The following is a 14,845-nucleotide window of genomic DNA, read 5'->3' as shown; positions in this document are numbered from 1 at the left end:
CTTCCGCTAACGGTCCTCCTTTGTGCTGTCCCCCGGATCGGTTCGCGTGACCACCGCGTCCTCGCTCCGGAGGGCGACGGTCGCCGTCCGGTTCTCGCGCGTCCGCCGCTTCGTGATCCGAAGCTCTTCACGCAGGACCAGACGCTTTTGCGTGACGACTTCCTCTTCGAGCAGGGGGATGACCAGCGTCTCGCCCTCGCGCCGGACCGGCACGGGTCCGTCGACCGGCCGATCGACCCGCACGCGCTCGATCTCCACCTCCTCCCGAGTCACCGGCCTCTCGACCGTTGCCTGCCGCTCGCTGACCGTCTTCCGTATCTCAAGCCGCTTCTCGACCCTTCGCTTGCCGACCTCGAGCGTTTCCTCGTGCACGGGAAGTAGAACGCGGTCCTCGGGGCCGGCGGCGTTCTCCGGCGCGAGCTCGGAGAAGTGGAGGGGAAGATCGTAGGCGCTCGCGTTGCGAGGCTGGAGCAGGTTCACCGGTATCCGCACCTGGCGCCCGTCGGAGAGCAGCGCCACCGCATCCGTCTGGCCGGCGAGCTCGTCTTCCTCGGCGAGCCAGCCTTCGAGGCCTCCCTTGTCGAACACGACGATCATGTCATCCCTGCGTGGTCGCGGTCGCGTTCACCACTTCGAGGGAAGCGGGGATCACGGGTTTCGGCGGCGTCGGGCGTGCTTCATCCCCGGATCACCCTAACGCATTCCCCGCTTGCGCGGTCTCGTCCGCTGGGCATCGCGCCCCGATCGGCGCCGGCGATCGGACTTCGCGTTCCGTTGTGCTCCCGGCTTGGGTTTGACCTCATTGCGGTACTTCGATCGCAGTGCTTGCATGGGCGGCGCAATCGGAGGAACCCGGTCATGTGGAAGGGACGAGATCGGCGAGTGCGGGCGTCGCTGCCTCGGCACGTCGGCGACAGCAGCGATCGCGTCCCCGCGATGTCCGACCCACACGCGCCCGCCGCTCGGGAAGCGGACGAAGCGGGCGCCCGGGATGTGTCCGGCCGTGTGGCGCGCCGCCCCGGCCGTCCCGGAAAGGTGATCCTCCACGCCTGCTCGATGTCGTCTTGGTAGCGGGCAGCCGTCATTCCCGCCGGCAGCGCGGCGCCCGCGGGCACGGGCAGGCGCAGTCCACGGCCCCGGCGGCCGCTCGTCGGTGGCCGGCGATCGGGGATCGAGCAGGAGACAGCAGGGGATTCGTCGGCGTGCTCGCCGCGCTCGCCGCTCTCGCGCTCGCCTTCGCGTCGTCCGCCGCCGCGAGCGACGCCCCGAAGGAGGACCACGCGAGGTTGCGCTACGATCCCCGGTTCATCCTCGAACGCGTGGCGGCGCACCTCCACGTGACCCTGCGCCCGGACGCCCCGTTGCCCGCGATTCTCTTCGAGAGCGCCACGCCGCTCGGGCTCTTCCAGGACGCCATGGAAAAGCAGTGGCGGTTTCGGCCGCGCGTCTTCGTGAACGCCTACACGATCGCCGGCAACCTGATCTTCCTCGTGGACGACGCCGCCCACTACGGGCGTCACGGCCGGACGCTGGACGACGCGCTCGCCCACGAGCTCGTCCACTACCTCCAGGTCGTGTACTTCAAGGTCGACCTCGGTTCGCGGCTAATCGCCGAGGTGTGCGAGTCCGAGGCGGTCGCCGTCCAGGAATGGTTCCGGGCGCGTTACGTGCAAATCCACGACGCGGACCCGATGTAGCGGCACCCCCACGCCGCGCGGGGCTGTTGTACCCTGTGCCGTTCCGGCCGCATCCGAAGGCGGCGTTTCGGGGGAATGACGATGCGCATCAAAACGACAAGCTTCCTCGCCCTGCTGTTGACGGCGCTCGCGCTTGCGCCGGGACTGGCGCACCTGTTCGAGCTGCCGAACAAGATCGGCCTGTCCGCGCAGGAATACCTCACGGTGCAGCAGATCTACCGCGGCTGGGCGCTCCTCGGGATCGTGGTGGTCGGCGCCCTGGTCGCCAATCTGGTCCTCGCGATCCAGCTGCGATCCCGGCCGCGGGCGTTCCGCCTGGCCGCGGCCGCCTTCCTGGGCGTGCTCGCGTCGCTCGCGGTGTTCTTCGCCTTCACCTATCCGGCCAACCGGGCGACGGCCAACTGGGCCGTGCTTCCGGAGGGTTGGGAGGCGCTGCGCCGCCAGTGGGAGTGCGCTCACGCGACGGCGGCGGTTCTGAACCTGGGCGCGTTCGTCGCGCTGATCCTCGCGGTGCTGGCGGGCAAGGAGTGAAACGGAGGAGGGGTGTCGCGTCCACGCACACGCGCATTGAAAATCGACGCCGGTCGCTTTAGCTTGGGCCGTCGTACCCCGACGCATCCGGCCGGAGAACCGCATGGACCTGCAGCAGGCGAGCGAGCTGATCTGGAGCGAGTCCCGGTCCGGGCGCTTCTTCCCCGAGGCCCTGCGCGGTCGGCTGTCGCTCGCCGAGGGGTTGCGCGTGCAGCTCGGTGTGCGGGACCGAAAACTCGCGTCCGGCGGCAGGCAGGCGGGGTGGAAGGTCGGCCTCACTTCGGAGCGCGTGCGCCGGCGTTACGGGACGGACGCGCGGCCGTTCGGACACATCATGGCCGCCGACGTCTACCCGTCCGGCGCAACGGTTCCGCTCGCGCGCTTCCCGCATGCGGCGATCGAGCCCGAGCTCTGCTTCACGATCGGCACGACGCTGCGTGGGCCGGGCGTGACGCCCGCGCAGGCCCGCGCCGCCGTGTCGGCGGCGGGCGCGGCCTTCGAGCTGAACCAGAACCGGGCGCAGGGCGTCGCGGATTTTCCGCTCAACGTCGCGGACAACCTGAGCCAATGGGGACTGGTGACCGGGGAAACGCTCGCGCCGCCGCCGGCCGGTTTCGATTTTTCGCGCGTGTCGATGGAATGCCGCCGCGACGGCGCGGTCGTCGCGCAGGCCCTCGGCGACGCCGGGCACATCGACGATCATTTCCTCTCGCTCTCGATCCTCGCGAACATGCTGGCGGAGCACGGCGAAGCGCTGGAGGCCGGCATGCGCGTCATCACCGGCTCCTTTTCGAAGCACGACGTGACGGCCGCCGGGGCGTGGCGGGCCCGCTTCTCCGGCGTCGGGGAAGTGAGCGTGCGGTTCGAATAGCCGCGCGCGAGTCGGGGCGGGCGCCGGCTCTCAGAAGCTCCGCGTGAACTCCAGGCGATAACCGCCATCGCCGTCGCGGGCGGTGACGGCAAGCCTGACGTTCCCGCGGTACGCGCGCCACTCGGCGAGCTCCAGGCGCGGTTCGCCGCCGCGATAACCGACGAGCACGGCGGCCGCCGCGCCGGCGAACCGGAGATCGGCCCGCAGGCCGCGGCTCACCAACCGGTAGTCGAGCGTTCCGAACGGGACGTCGAACGTTCCCTGTCGCAGGCGGCGCAGACCCGGGGCGAGCTCGTCGAGCCGGACCGACTCGCCGTCCTGCGCGCGCGGGCCATGGGTATGGAGCGAGGGCAGTTCGTCCTGAGCGAACGACGGCACGGCGTAGAGCGGCAGGACGAACAGGCAAGCGAACGCGAACCGACGCATGGTGCACCTCCCTTGTGCGGGTGAACGGTGCAGCCAATCTAAAGCGGCCGCCGGAAGCGGACAGGACGGTGATTCCCTAGAGGACTTGCCCGAAGCGTTGTTGGTTTTGCGCGAAGTGTTGCGCGGGCGCGAAGCGGGCTGCGACCGCGCGTGAAGACCGGGTGCGAACACGCGAGAGTGGAAGGAAAAGCGTCGGCGACCGGGGCGGCCGCTCGCGCCGTTCGCACCGGAAAGCGGGATCCCGAGACGAGCCGGCGCGGCGCGCGGGCGGCGCGATCGCCGCGTTTCCGCCGCTGCTTTTGAGCGGGCGACGAGGCTTCGCGCCTCGTCCTGCAGCGCTTCAGGCGATCGGCGCGGGCCCCGAACGCATGGGCTCGCGCCCCGCCGGCATCGGCTGCACGTACAGCTCGTTCACCACGTCGCGGACGCCCTCGACGTACCACACGTCCTCCTCGGCCATCCGCTTTTCTTCCTCGGTGGTGACGAGCCCGCGCAGCACGACGCGCCCGTCGCGGACGTGGCGCGCGATCTGGCCGGCGTGGATGATCGGGTCCTTGTCGAGGACGAGCTCGATGGCGTCGCTGATCTCGTCGTCGTTGTCCTCCTCGGGCGGGTCGATCGCGATCTCGTTGATCACGTCGCGCACGCCGGGCACCCACCAGGCGAGCACCGCGGCGAGGCGCCGGTGCGAAAGACTGAAGACCTCGCCCCTCAGCGTGACGACCCCGTCCGCGACGGCGATCTCGATCCGGCCCTCGGCCTCGTCCGGGCGGCGCGACAGCGTCTCGCCTCCGCCCTCGGCGCGGCAGGAAACGGCCATGCGCTTGTACACCGGTTCGTCCAGCAGATAGCCGCACAGCTTGTCGCGGATCGCGCTGTCGCCGAGCGACTCTCCGGGCGCGACGCGCACCCGGTCGACGATGCGCTCGACGCCGGGGATGGCGCGCACGCACTCGACCGCGCGGCGTTTGCCGTCGATCCCGGCCACCTCGCCGGTGAGGGTCGCGCACGGTCCTTCGATGGAGACGTCGATGGGGGAGCGATGGGGGTTGACGCGCGGGTCGCGCTCGAGCGCGGCCTGCGCCTGCTGCCTTATTTCGTCTGCGTCACGCATGCGTGCCTCCGTGGCTGATTACGCGAACCGCTGGACCGTCCGGTCGTGAAGACTCAGCGCGGCGTGGTCGGGGCCGCGCGGCGTTTGCCCTTGCGGACGGCGAAGACGTTCTTGTCGATGATGGCCAGAAAAATCAGGATGAACCCCAGGACGCGCAGGATGTAGGCGTAATTGGTTCGCTCGTCCGCCGCACCGATGACGGACACGGCGATCTGGTTGAGCGCCAGCAGCCCGAACGCCACTGCAAAGCTGAGAAACAGGCGATCGGAAGTCTTGCGCCAGAAGCGCAGGAAGTAAACAGCGGAAACGATGTGGGCAAGCGTGACGGCGCCGGCAAGGAATTCGATCATGGTCAGGTCCCCTTGGTCATTCCGATTCCCAGATGAACCCGTACAGCAGGAACAGCATGCCGACGAGCGAGGCCATCAGGCGCGTCGGGCGCAGGTCGATCGCGGGAAAGATGATCAGGTCCAGGAACAGGAACACGTTGTTGATCGTCAGGCCCACGAAGCAGAGCGCGCTCCACAGGAGAAGCCGCGTGCGGTTCCGGACGTAGCCGCGAAAGAGAAGCACGGTGCACGCGAGGCTGCTGACGATGGCGAGCAGGTACAGGATGAGCGTGAAGGTCTCCATCGGCTAGTCCTTCTTGATCTTGAATGCGTCGGCGAACGACTGAATCTTCTTTTCCTTGAGCGAGTAGATCCAGCGGATGAGCGTGACCGGGCGTTCGTTGTACGCCTTGGCGAGCGCGCGAATCGCGCCGTCGGCGGAGGACGGGTTGAACCGGACGCGGTCGCCCTGCTTCTCGACGACCAGGCCGCGGGCGCTGAATAACGCGAGGGACTTGCGCGCGGCGGCCTCGGTGATCACCGTCGGCCGGATCTCGTGGGCGAGCTCTTCCGGGCTCCATTCCCGCTCCGGATGACGGGCGAGGCACAGCAGCAGCTCCGCGGTCTCGATGGTCGGTATCGTGTCCTCGATGAAACGACACAGCTCGTCCGGGAAATCGGCGTCAGACATGATTCGCGGCGTGGTGACGAGGGTCTCCGGGGCCTGGTTACAGGCGCGTGGCGACACCCGGCGCCGCGTCGTACCCCGGACGGGCGCGACAACGGGCCGCAATGCCGATGAGTCTGAATAAGGCGCGAAATGAACCCGACCTTGGCAACCGGGTCAACCCCCCGGTCGGCGCGACGCGGGTCGGCGACTCGTCGTTTCGCCGGCATCGGGTTCCAATCGCGCGAATCGGGGCCCGCGCGAAAACGCGCCGCATAGCGCATGCATCGGCGTGCGGGCGTGATTCGGGAGCGAGCCACGGCCCGGACGAGGGCGTCAGGCGCGGGACGCGCGACTCAGGGTTTTCCCTGAGCTTGAGTCGGGTAAACCCCCGTCCCTTCGAGCCGCTGCTTCCCTTGTCTGCCAGCGGCCGATGGCGCAAGGTTGCGACCGCGTCGCGGCCTCTGCTCGGGGTGGAGCATTGCCGCAATCGCGTGCGGGGCGATCCCGCGAGGCCGATGATGACGGCCTTGAACAACAACGCATTTTGAAGGGGAAAATCGGATTGCGAACGGCGAACGGCGCGACCGCGCCGCGCACGCGCGGAGCCGTGTCCGAACGAAACCCTTCGTCACCGTACCCCGACCGCGCTCCGGCCCCGGAGCGGGGACAAAGGAGATCGCATGCAGATTCGTGAGTCCGGTCGCAGCAGGAACGAAAACCAGTTAGCGCCCGTGCTGGCCGCGTTGCGCAACCTCGGGAAGGGGGACACCTCGGTCCGCCTGCCGGCGGAGTCGGACGGGATGGCCGGACTGATGGCGACGGCGTTCAACGACGTGGCCGAGGCCAACCAGCGCATGACGAACGAGATGGCCGCGATGGTGGCGGGCCTGCGGGCGCTCGCGCGCGGGGACGCGGCGGTGCGCCTGCCGATCGAGTGGACCGGCGTGGCCGGCCGCGTGGCGGAGGCCTTCAACCAGGTGGTCGAGATGAACCAGCGGATGAGCGAGGAGCTCGATCGGCTGAGTCGCGTCGTCGGCAAGGAGGGTCAGCTCAACCGCCGCGGCTCGCTGGGCGACGCGAGCGGCTTCTGGCGCACCTCCATCGAATCCGTCAACGCCCTCATCGACGATCTGGTGCACCCGACGCGCGAGACGGCGCGCGTCATCGGCGCCGTGGCCAAGGGCGATCTGTCGCAGACGATGGCGACCGAGATCGACGATCGGCCGCTGCAGGGCGAGTTCCTCCGCTCCGCCCGCACCATCAACAAGATGGTCAACCAGCTCGGTTCGTTCGCCTCCGAGGTCACGCGCGTCGCGCGCGAGGTGGGCACGGAAGGACGTCTCGGCGGGCAGGCCGACGTGCCCGGCGTCGCGGGCACCTGGAAGGACCTGACCGACAGCGTGAACTCGATGGCGAGCAACCTGACGGGCCAGGTGCGCAACATCGCCGACGTCACCACGGCCGTGGCCATGGGCGATCTCTCGAAGAAGATCACCGTCGACGTGAAGGGCGAGATCCTCGAGCTCAAGAACACCATCAACACGATGGTCGACCAGCTGCGCTCCTTCGCCTCCGAGGTGACGCGCGTCGCGCGCGAGGTCGGCACCGAAGGCAAGCTCGGCGGCCAGGCGCGCGTGGAGGGCGTGTCGGGCACCTGGAAGGACCTCACCGACAGCGTGAACTCGATGGCCGGCAACCTCACCGGCCAGGTGCGCAACATCGCCGACGTCACGACCGCAGTCGCGAGCGGCGACCTCTCGAAGAAGATCACCGTCGACGTCCAGGGCGAGTTCCTCGAGCTCAAGAACACCGTGAACACCATGGTCGACCAGCTGCGCTCCTTCGCCTCCGAGGTGACGCGCGTCGCGCGCGAGGTCGGCACCGAAGGCAAGCTCGGCGGCCAGGCGCGCGTGGAGGGCGTGTCGGGCACCTGGAAGGACCTCACCGACAGCGTGAACTCGATGGCCGGCAACCTCACCGGCCAGGTGCGCAACATCGCCGACGTCACGACCGCAGTCGCGAGCGGCGACCTCTCGAAGAAGATCACCGTCGACGTGAAGGGCGAGATCCTGGAGCTCAAGAACACGATCAACACGATGGTCGATCAGCTGCGCGCGTTCGCCTCCGAGGTCACGCGCGTCGCGCGCGAGGTCGGCACCGAAGGCAAGCTCGGCGGCCAGGCCGACGTGCCCGGCGTCGCCGGTACCTGGAAGGACCTCACCGACAGCGTGAACTCGATGGCGAGCAACCTCACCGGCCAGGTGCGCAACATCGCCGACGTGACCAAGGCGGTCGCGAGCGGGGACCTCTCGAAGAAGATCACCGTCGACGTGAAGGGCGAGATCCTCGAGCTCAAGAACACCGTGAACACGATGGTGGATCAGCTGAGCTCCTTCGCGGCCGAGGTGACGCGCGTCGCGCGCGAGGTGGGCACGGAAGGCAAGCTCGGCGGCCAGGCGCGCGTGACGGGCGTGTCGGGCACCTGGAAGGACCTGACCGACAGCGTGAACTTCATGGCCGGCAACCTGACGAGCCAGGTGCGCGGCATCGCGAAGGTCGTGACGGCGGTCGCGAACGGCGACCTGAAGCAGAAGCTGACCGTCGAGGCCAAGGGCGAGATCGCGGCGCTCGCCGACACGATCAACAGCATGACCGACACCCTCGCGACCTTCGCCGACCAGGTGACCACGGTGGCGCGCGAGGTCGGCGTCGAGGGCAAGCTCGGCGGCCAGGCGAAGGTGCCCGGCGCGGCCGGCACGTGGAAGGGCCTCACCGAGAACGTGAACCAGCTCGCGGCGAACCTGACGACGCAGGTGCGCGCGATCGCGGAAGTGACGAAGGCCGTGACGCAGGGCGACCTCACGCGGTCGATCACGGTGGAGGCGCAGGGGGAAGTGGCGGCGCTCAAGGACAAGATCAACGAGATGATCCGCAACCTCAAGGACACGACGCACAAGAACACCGAGCAGGACTGGCTCAAGACGAACCTCGCCAAGTTCAGCCGCATGCTCCAGGGCCAGAAGGACCTGAACACCGTGGGCCGGCTGATCCTGTCCGAGCTCTGCCCGGTCGTCGCCGCGCAGCAGGCCGAGTTCTACGTGCTCGACGGCGACGAGGAGTACGCCCGGCTGACGCTGCTGGCGAGCTACGCCTCCGAGGGGCAGCGCGCCCTGCACAAGCAGCTCGACCTCGGCGAAGGCCTGGTCGGGCAGTGCGCGCTCGAGAAGCGCAAGATCGTCCTTACGGACGTGCCGCCCGATTACATCCGCATCGCGTCCGGGCTCGGCGCGGCCATCCCGCAGAACATCCTGGTGCTGCCGATCGTGTTCGAGGGCCAGGTGAAGGGGGTGCTGGAGCTGGCCTCGTTCGAGCGCTTCAACCGCACGCACCAGGCCTTCCTCGACGAGCTGACCGAAAGCATCGGCATCGTGCTCAACACGATCGAGGCCAACATGCGCACGGAGGGCCTGCTCAAGCAGTCCCAGTCGCTGGCCGAGGAGCTGCAGAGCCGGCAGCTCGAGCTGCAGCAGACCAACCAGGCGCTGCAGGAGAAGGCCGGCCTGCTCGCTCACCAGAACGAGGAGGTGGAGCGCAAGAACCGCGAGGTGGAACAGGCGCGCCAGGCGCTCGAGGAGAAGGCCGAGCAGCTCGCGCTCACCTCCAAGTACAAGTCGGAGTTCCTCGCGAACATGTCGCACGAGCTGCGCACGCCGCTGAACAGCCTGCTGATCCTCGCCGACCAGCTCTGCAAGAACCCGGAGGGGAACCTCTCCCGGCGCCAGATCGGCTTCGCGCGCGCGATCCATTCGTCCGGCAACGACCTGCTCACCCTGATCAACGACATCCTGGACCTGTCGAAGATCGAGTCGGGCACCGTCGTGGTCGACCCGAGCGAGCTGCGCCTCGACGACCTGCGCCACTATGTCGAGCGCACCTTCCGGCCGGTCGCCGAGTCGCGCAACGTCGACTTCCTGATTCAGCTCGACGCGCGGCTGCCCAGGTCCATCGTCACGGACTCCAAGCGTCTCCAGCAGATCCTGAAGAACCTGCTTTCGAACGCCTTCAAGTTCACGCACCAGGGCCAGGTCGCGCTCGTCATCGAGCCGGCCGAGGCCGGCCACGCCCGCGAGGTCGGCGATCCGAACGGCGGCGCGGACATGCTCGCGTTCTCGGTCCGCGATACGGGCATCGGCATTCCGCCGGAGAAGCAGCAGATCATCTTCGAGGCGTTCCAGCAGGCCGACGGCTCGACCTCGCGCAAGTACGGCGGGACCGGACTCGGCCTCGCCATCAGCCGCGAGCTCTCGCAGCTCCTCGGCGGCAAGATCCGTCTCACCAGCGTCCCGAAGAAGGGGAGCGCCTTCACGCTGTACCTGCCGCGCGTCTACACGCCGGCGCGCCTGCCCCGCCGGCCCGCCCTCGAGGCGGGCCCGCCGGCGGGGGCGAGCCTCCCGGGGCGGACGGGCGAGGCCGACGGCCCGACGTCCTCCGCGACCGTCCCGATGCTCGCGTCCGACTTCGAGCTGCCGCCGCCGGTGGACGAGATCGGCGACGATCGCGCGAACCTGCATCCCGGCGACCGCACGCTCCTCATCGTCGAGAACGACCTGCCCTTCGCGCGGGTCCTGCTCGAGACCGCCCGCGAAAAAGGGTTCAAGGGTATCGTGACGTCGTTCGGGGCGCTGGCATCGGCGCTCGCGCACGAGTACCGGCCCGAGGCGATCACGCTGGATCTCTTCCTTCCGGACATCGACGGCTGGCGCGTGCTCAATCGTCTCAAGGGCGATCTCGCGACACGCCACATCCCGATCCACGTCATCTCGACCGACGAGGCGCGGGAGCAGGCGGCGAGCGCCGGCGCGGCCGGATTCCTGCCCAAGCCCATCCAGGGGAAGGACGTGCTCGAGCGGTTCCTCGACGGGCTGTCGGAGCATGCGGCGCGGCCCGGCCGGAACGTGCTCGTTGTCGACGCCGACTCGGACCGGCGGCGGCGCGTGATCGCGGCGATCGACGGGGCGGACGTGCGCATCCGGGAGGCGGCGGACGTCGACGCGGTGCCGGCCCTGCTCGACGCCGACCGGTACGACTGCCTCGTGTTCGGCGCAGGGGCCGCGGGCCTGGACCTGGCGCGGCTGGGCACCTCGCCACCGGGCGCCGCCGCCGGCGTGCCGGTCATCGTCTACGACCCGGACGACCGCGTGACCGAGGACGGCGCCGACTGGAAGCGCCAGAGCGGGCGCGGCTTCGTGCGCCGGGTGCGCTCGCCCGAGCGGCTGCTGGACGTGGCGAGCCTGGTTCTTCACCGGCCGGTCTCCGCGCTGACGGACGACCAGCGCCGGGTGCTCGAGGAGCTGCACCGCTCGGACCGGGTGCTGCGCGGCAAGAAGGTGCTGATCGTGGACGACGACATGCGCAACATCTTCGCGGTGACGACCATCCTGGAGGACTTCGAGATGGCCGTGGTCTCGGCGGAGAACGGCCGTGACGCCATCCGCACGCTGCGCGCGCAGCCCGACGTCGACATCGTGCTCATGGACATCATGATGCCGGAGCTCGACGGCATCGCGACCATGCAGGAGATCCGGCGGATCCCGGAGCTGCGGCAGCTGCCGATCATCGCCGTGACGGCGAAGGCCATGAAGGGCGACCGGGAGCGGTGCCTCGCGGCGGGGGCCTGGGACTATCTCTCGAAACCGGTCGACACCGACCAGATGCTCGCGGTGCTGCGCGCGTGGCTACACCGCTGAGCCGCGACCGCCGCGCGCCGCGCGCCGACGCGGGGCTCGCCCCGTCGCCGGCGCTGCCGGCGAGCGCGACCGAAAAGGCCGCGATTCTCGTGGTGGACGACCTGCCCGAGAAGCTGATGGTCTACGAGGCCGTCCTCGAGGAGCTCGGCCAGGACATCGTCGCGGTGCGATCGGGTGACGAGGCGCTGCGCCGCCTGCTGAAGCAGGAGTTCGCCGTGATCCTGCTCGACGTCAACATGCCGGGCATGGACGGCTTCGAGACCGCCGAGCTGATCCGCCGGCGGCGGCAGTCGGCGCACACGCCGATCATCTTCATCACCGCGTACGCCGACGAGATGCACACGGCGCAGGGCTACTCCCTCGGCGCCGTCGACTACATCCCGGCGCCCGTCGTCCCGGAGGTGCTGCGTGCCAAGGTGCGGGTATTCGTCGAGCTCTACGCGATGCGCCAGCGGGTCAAGCGCCAGGCCGAGGAGCGCATCGCGCTCGCGCGCGAGCAGATCGCCCGCGCGGCCGCCGAGGCGGAAACGCGCCGCTCGAACTTTCTCGCCGAGGCCAGCCGCGTGCTCGCGAGCTCGCTCGATTTCGCCGCGACCGCCCGGGGGCTGTCGCAGCTGGCCGTGCCCTTTCTTGCGGACGTGAGCGCGCTGAGCGTGCCGGAGGAGAGCGGCCCGCGGGTCATCGCGCTCGCCTGGCGCGACGGCGAGACCGCGACGCCGGCGGCGTTCTGTGCGCTGCCCGAAGGCCCGCTCGCGCAGGCGGTCGACCGCGTGCACGCCAGCGGAACCGCCGAGACGATGGCCGACCCGCCGGACGGGATCCTGGCGCCTCCCGCGCCCGGCACGCCGGGGCCCGGCGCGTTCACGGTGCTCCCGCTGCGGGCGCGGGGTCGCACGCTCGGCGTGTGGGCGCTCGGGCTGTGCGGGCGCGAGAAGCGGTTCGGGGCGGCCGAGCTCGCGCTGGCCCGCGACCTGAGCGACCGGGCCGCGATCGCCATCGACAACGTGCTGCTGCTCGCGCGCGAGCAGGCGGCGCGCGCCGAGCTCACGGAGCAGGCGAAGGAGCTGCTGCGCCTCAACGCGGAGCTCGAAAGCAGCAACCGCGAGCTCGATGCGTTCGCGTCCATCGCGTCCCATGACCTGAAGGAACCGCTGCGCGGCATCCACAATTTCGCGCACTTCCTGCTCGAGGATTACGGCGAGCGGCTCGACGGGGACGCCGCCGGCAAGCTCCGGGTCATGGCGCGGCTGGCGGAGCGCATGCAGGCGCTGCTCGACTCCCTGCTCCATTACTCGCGCGTGGGGCGTCAGGAGCTCGCGCTGCGCGAGGTGGAGCTGCAGACCGTGGTGGAGGACACTCTGGAGCTGCTGCAGGCGCGCATCCAGGAGACGGGGACCGAGGTGCGGATCCCGCGGCCGCTCCCGGCCGCCGTCGTCGACCACAGCCGCGTGGGCGAGGTCTTCAGCAACCTGATCGCCAACGCGATCAAGTACAACGACAAGAGCAGCCGGTGGGTCGAGCTGGGCTGGCGGCCCGGCGAGGGTACGCACGCCGGACACGCCCCGCCGGTCTACTACGTGAAGGACAACGGCATCGGCATCGCGACCCAGCACCACGACGCCGTCTTCCGCATCTTCCGCCGCCTCCACGGGCGCGACGAGTACGGCGGCGGCGTGGGCGTCGGGCTGACCATCGTCCGGAAGATCGTCGAGCGGCACGGGGGTCGCATCTGGCTCGAGTCCACGCCGGGCGAGGGCACCACGTTCTATTTCACGCTGGCGCCCGGACCATGAGGGAGCACACCCTGGTCGTGATCGAGGACAACGACGAGGACTTCGACGCCTTCGTGCGGGCGCTGCGCGATGCGCGCCGGCGCCACCGGATCCGGCGGTTCACCAGCGGCGACGAGGCGCTCGCGCACCTCGGGCGGACGTCGCCCGGCGGGGCGGGCGACGCCGCGCTGCCGGCCCTGATCCTGCTCGATCTCAACCTGCCGGGCACCGACGGCCGGGAGGTGCTGGCGCGGATCAAGCGCGATCCGCGTCTTCGGCGGATCCCGGTGATCGTCAACACGCATTCGTCGCATCCTTCGGACGTGGAGGCGTGCTACGACAACGGCGCGAACAGCTACATGGTGAAGTCCATGGAATTCGAACGGTACCAGCGCGATATCCGCCTGATGGCGGAGTACTGGCTCGAGGCGGCGATCGTGCCCGCGAACATGGAGGGACCGCACTGATGCTCCGGACCGAGTGTACCGTGCTGGTGGTCGACGACGCGCCCGAGGACCGCACCCTGTACCGGCGCTACCTCGAGCGCAGCGAGGAGTGCCGGTACACCGTGCTCGAAGTGGACCGCGGCGAGCACGCCCTGGCGGCGTTCCGCGAGCGCCGCCCCGACTGCGTGCTGCTCGACTACCTGATGCCCGACAAGGACGGCCTGGCCGTGCTGCACGAGCTGACCCGCGAGGCGGCGGGCGAGAGCGCGGCGGTCATCATGCTCACCGGCTCCGCGCGCGACCAGGTCGGCGTGCAGGCGCTCAAGGCGGGCGCCCTCGACTACCTCGACAAGAACAGCATCACCGCCGAGCAGCTGCACCGGGCGATTCAGTACGCCCTGAAGAAGGTCGATCTGAAGCGCGCGGTGGAGCAGCAGCGGCAGTGGCTGCAGGGCACGCTCGACAGCATCGGCGAGGCGGTCATCGCTACCGACGGCGGGGGTCGGGTGATGTTCATGAACCCGGTGGCCGAGGTCCTGCTCGACGCGCGCATCCGCACCGCGAGGGGCCGGGCGATCGAGGAGATCTGCTCCATCCTCGACGAGCACACGCATCGCGCGCTCGGCAGTTCCTTCATCGAGCTCGCGCTCCGCAGCGAGATCCAGTCGGAGAACTACGCGCTCCTCGTGACGCGATCCGGGAAGGAGCTCCCGGTCGAGTATCGGCTGGTGCCGATCCGCGACGAGAAAGGCGAGGTGCAGGGCGCGGTCGTCGCGCTGCGGGACATCAGCGGGCGGCGCCGCATCGAGGCGTCGCTCCGGGAGCGCGAGGAGCGCCTCGCCCTCGTGACGCGCGCCGCCAGCGATGCCATGTGGGACTGGGATCTGCGTGCCGACCACGTCTGGTGGAACGAGGCGTACGAAGCCCTGTTCGGCCGGCCGCCGCAGCGCACGGGGCACGCCCCCCAGTGGCGCCTCGAGCGCGTGCACGCGGAGGACCGCTCGCGCGTGGCGCAGCAGATCCACGGCGCCATGCACGGCCCGGACGCGAAGTGGGTCCTCGACTACCGCGCCCGCACGCTCGGCGGCGCCTACCGGCGCTTCGTCGAGCGCGCCGTGATCGTGCGCGACGGCGACGGGCGCGCCGTCCGCGTGCTCGCGCTCATGCTCGACATCAGCGACTGGACGCGTTCCGAGGACGAGGCGCGACCGGAGGAAGGACGCAGGCTGGGGTAAGCGCCAC

The 14,845-nt window shown here is 69.7% G+C and carries 13 protein-coding genes; 7 read left to right on the top strand and 6 right to left on the bottom strand.

Features of this window, described 5'->3' with window-relative positions; genetic code table 11:
- Positions 1–6 precede the first annotated feature (6 nt).
- Positions 7–597 (bottom strand): YsnF/AvaK domain-containing protein, encoded by a 591-nt coding sequence (locus tag SVA_RS12520; RefSeq protein WP_096461542.1) that lies wholly within the window; start codon positions 595–597, stop codon positions 7–9.
- Positions 598–1,202: 605 nt separating this feature from the next.
- Here SVA_RS12520 and SVA_RS12515 point away from each other — a divergent pair.
- The 3 genes from SVA_RS12515 (at position 1,203) to SVA_RS12505 (ending at position 3,099) form a co-directional block, all read left to right on the top strand.
- Positions 1,203–1,697 carry a hypothetical protein gene (locus SVA_RS12515; protein WP_096461541.1) on the top strand — a complete coding sequence of 165 codons (495 nt, stop codon included), beginning with the start codon at positions 1,203–1,205 and terminating at the stop codon, positions 1,695–1,697.
- An 81-nt stretch (positions 1,698–1,778) separates the two neighbouring features.
- Complete coding sequence (locus SVA_RS12510; RefSeq protein ID WP_197703187.1) at positions 1,779–2,228, top strand: hypothetical protein; 450 nt, start codon at positions 1,779–1,781, stop codon at positions 2,226–2,228.
- Positions 2,229–2,331: 103 nt separating this feature from the next.
- Positions 2,332–3,099 (top strand): 2-keto-4-pentenoate hydratase, encoded by a 768-nt coding sequence (locus SVA_RS12505; RefSeq protein WP_096461539.1) that lies wholly within the window; start codon positions 2,332–2,334, stop codon positions 3,097–3,099.
- 30 nt (positions 3,100–3,129) lie between these two features.
- On the opposite strand, the gene SVA_RS12500 is transcribed toward SVA_RS12505, so the two are convergent.
- The 5 genes from SVA_RS12500 to SVA_RS12480 all read right to left on the bottom strand — a co-directional run bounded on the left by SVA_RS12500 (position 3,130) and on the right by SVA_RS12480 (position 5,659).
- On the bottom strand, positions 3,130–3,525 hold the full coding sequence (locus tag SVA_RS12500) for a hypothetical protein (RefSeq protein ID WP_096461538.1): 396 nt from the start codon (positions 3,523–3,525) through the stop codon (positions 3,130–3,132).
- 340 nt (positions 3,526–3,865) lie between these two features.
- Complete coding sequence (locus SVA_RS12495; RefSeq protein WP_096461537.1) at positions 3,866–4,639, bottom strand: BON domain-containing protein; 774 nt, start codon at positions 4,637–4,639, stop codon at positions 3,866–3,868.
- Positions 4,640–4,692: 53 nt separating this feature from the next.
- The gene (locus SVA_RS12490; protein WP_096461536.1) at positions 4,693–4,989 is read right to left on the bottom strand and encodes a DUF5985 family protein; all 297 of its coding nucleotides are present in this window, start codon (positions 4,987–4,989) and stop codon (positions 4,693–4,695) included.
- A gap of 16 nt (positions 4,990–5,005) precedes the next feature.
- Positions 5,006–5,272 carry a DUF5985 family protein gene (locus SVA_RS12485; RefSeq protein ID WP_096461535.1) on the bottom strand — a complete coding sequence of 89 codons (267 nt, stop codon included), beginning with the start codon at positions 5,270–5,272 and terminating at the stop codon, positions 5,006–5,008.
- A gap of 3 nt (positions 5,273–5,275) precedes the next feature.
- Entirely contained in the window at positions 5,276–5,659 is a 384-nt protein-coding gene (locus SVA_RS12480) for a hypothetical protein (protein ID WP_096461534.1), read from the bottom strand.
- Between the two features lie 659 nt (positions 5,660–6,318).
- On the opposite strand from SVA_RS12480, the gene SVA_RS12475 reads away from it, so the two are divergent.
- Genes SVA_RS12475 through SVA_RS12460 form a run of 4 tightly spaced genes read left to right on the top strand, consistent with a single transcriptional unit; the run spans position 6,319 to position 14,838 of the window.
- A complete protein-coding gene (locus SVA_RS12475; protein ID WP_096461533.1) occupies positions 6,319–11,385 on the top strand; it encodes a HAMP domain-containing protein in 5,067 nt (1,688 codons plus the stop codon).
- The gene (locus tag SVA_RS12470; RefSeq protein ID WP_096461532.1) at positions 11,370–13,178 is read left to right on the top strand and encodes a response regulator; all 1,809 of its coding nucleotides are present in this window, start codon (positions 11,370–11,372) and stop codon (positions 13,176–13,178) included. The genes SVA_RS12475 and SVA_RS12470 overlap by 16 nt, the downstream gene beginning before the upstream one ends.
- Positions 13,175–13,624 (top strand): response regulator, encoded by a 450-nt coding sequence (locus SVA_RS12465; protein ID WP_197703186.1) that lies wholly within the window; start codon positions 13,175–13,177, stop codon positions 13,622–13,624. The genes SVA_RS12470 and SVA_RS12465 overlap by 4 nt, the downstream gene beginning before the upstream one ends.
- Positions 13,624–14,838, top strand: coding sequence for a response regulator (locus SVA_RS12460; protein WP_096461531.1), 1,215 nt, complete (start codon positions 13,624–13,626; stop codon positions 14,836–14,838). Before SVA_RS12465 ends, SVA_RS12460 begins: the two co-directional genes overlap by 1 nt.
- Positions 14,839–14,845: the final 7 nt, after the last annotated feature.

This window comes from Sulfurifustis variabilis, from assembly GCF_002355415.1.
Taxonomy (GTDB): Bacteria; Pseudomonadota; Gammaproteobacteria; order Acidiferrobacterales; family Sulfurifustaceae; genus Sulfurifustis; species Sulfurifustis variabilis.
This window is presented reverse-complemented; position numbering and strand designations above follow the sequence as displayed.

Coding starts and splice junctions, on each gene's coding strand:
- SVA_RS12465 (WP_197703186.1), top strand. CDS start 13,175: ATGAGGGAGCACACCCTGGTCGTGATCGAGGACAACGACGAGGACTTC.
- SVA_RS12480 (WP_096461534.1), bottom strand. CDS start 5,659: ATGTCTGACGCCGATTTCCCGGACGAGCTGTGTCGTTTCATCGAGGAC.
- SVA_RS12490 (WP_096461536.1), bottom strand. CDS start 4,989: ATGATCGAATTCCTTGCCGGCGCCGTCACGCTTGCCCACATCGTTTCC.
- SVA_RS12460 (WP_096461531.1), top strand. CDS start 13,624: ATGCTCCGGACCGAGTGTACCGTGCTGGTGGTCGACGACGCGCCCGAG.
- SVA_RS12500 (WP_096461538.1), bottom strand. CDS start 3,525: ATGCGTCGGTTCGCGTTCGCTTGCCTGTTCGTCCTGCCGCTCTACGCC.
- SVA_RS12505 (WP_096461539.1), top strand. CDS start 2,332: ATGGACCTGCAGCAGGCGAGCGAGCTGATCTGGAGCGAGTCCCGGTCC.
- SVA_RS12485 (WP_096461535.1), bottom strand. CDS start 5,272: ATGGAGACCTTCACGCTCATCCTGTACCTGCTCGCCATCGTCAGCAGC.
- SVA_RS12510 (WP_197703187.1), top strand. CDS start 1,779: ATGCGCATCAAAACGACAAGCTTCCTCGCCCTGCTGTTGACGGCGCTC.
- SVA_RS12495 (WP_096461537.1), bottom strand. CDS start 4,639: ATGCGTGACGCAGACGAAATAAGGCAGCAGGCGCAGGCCGCGCTCGAG.
- SVA_RS12475 (WP_096461533.1), top strand. CDS start 6,319: ATGCAGATTCGTGAGTCCGGTCGCAGCAGGAACGAAAACCAGTTAGCG.
- SVA_RS12520 (WP_096461542.1), bottom strand. CDS start 597: ATGATCGTCGTGTTCGACAAGGGAGGCCTCGAAGGCTGGCTCGCCGAG.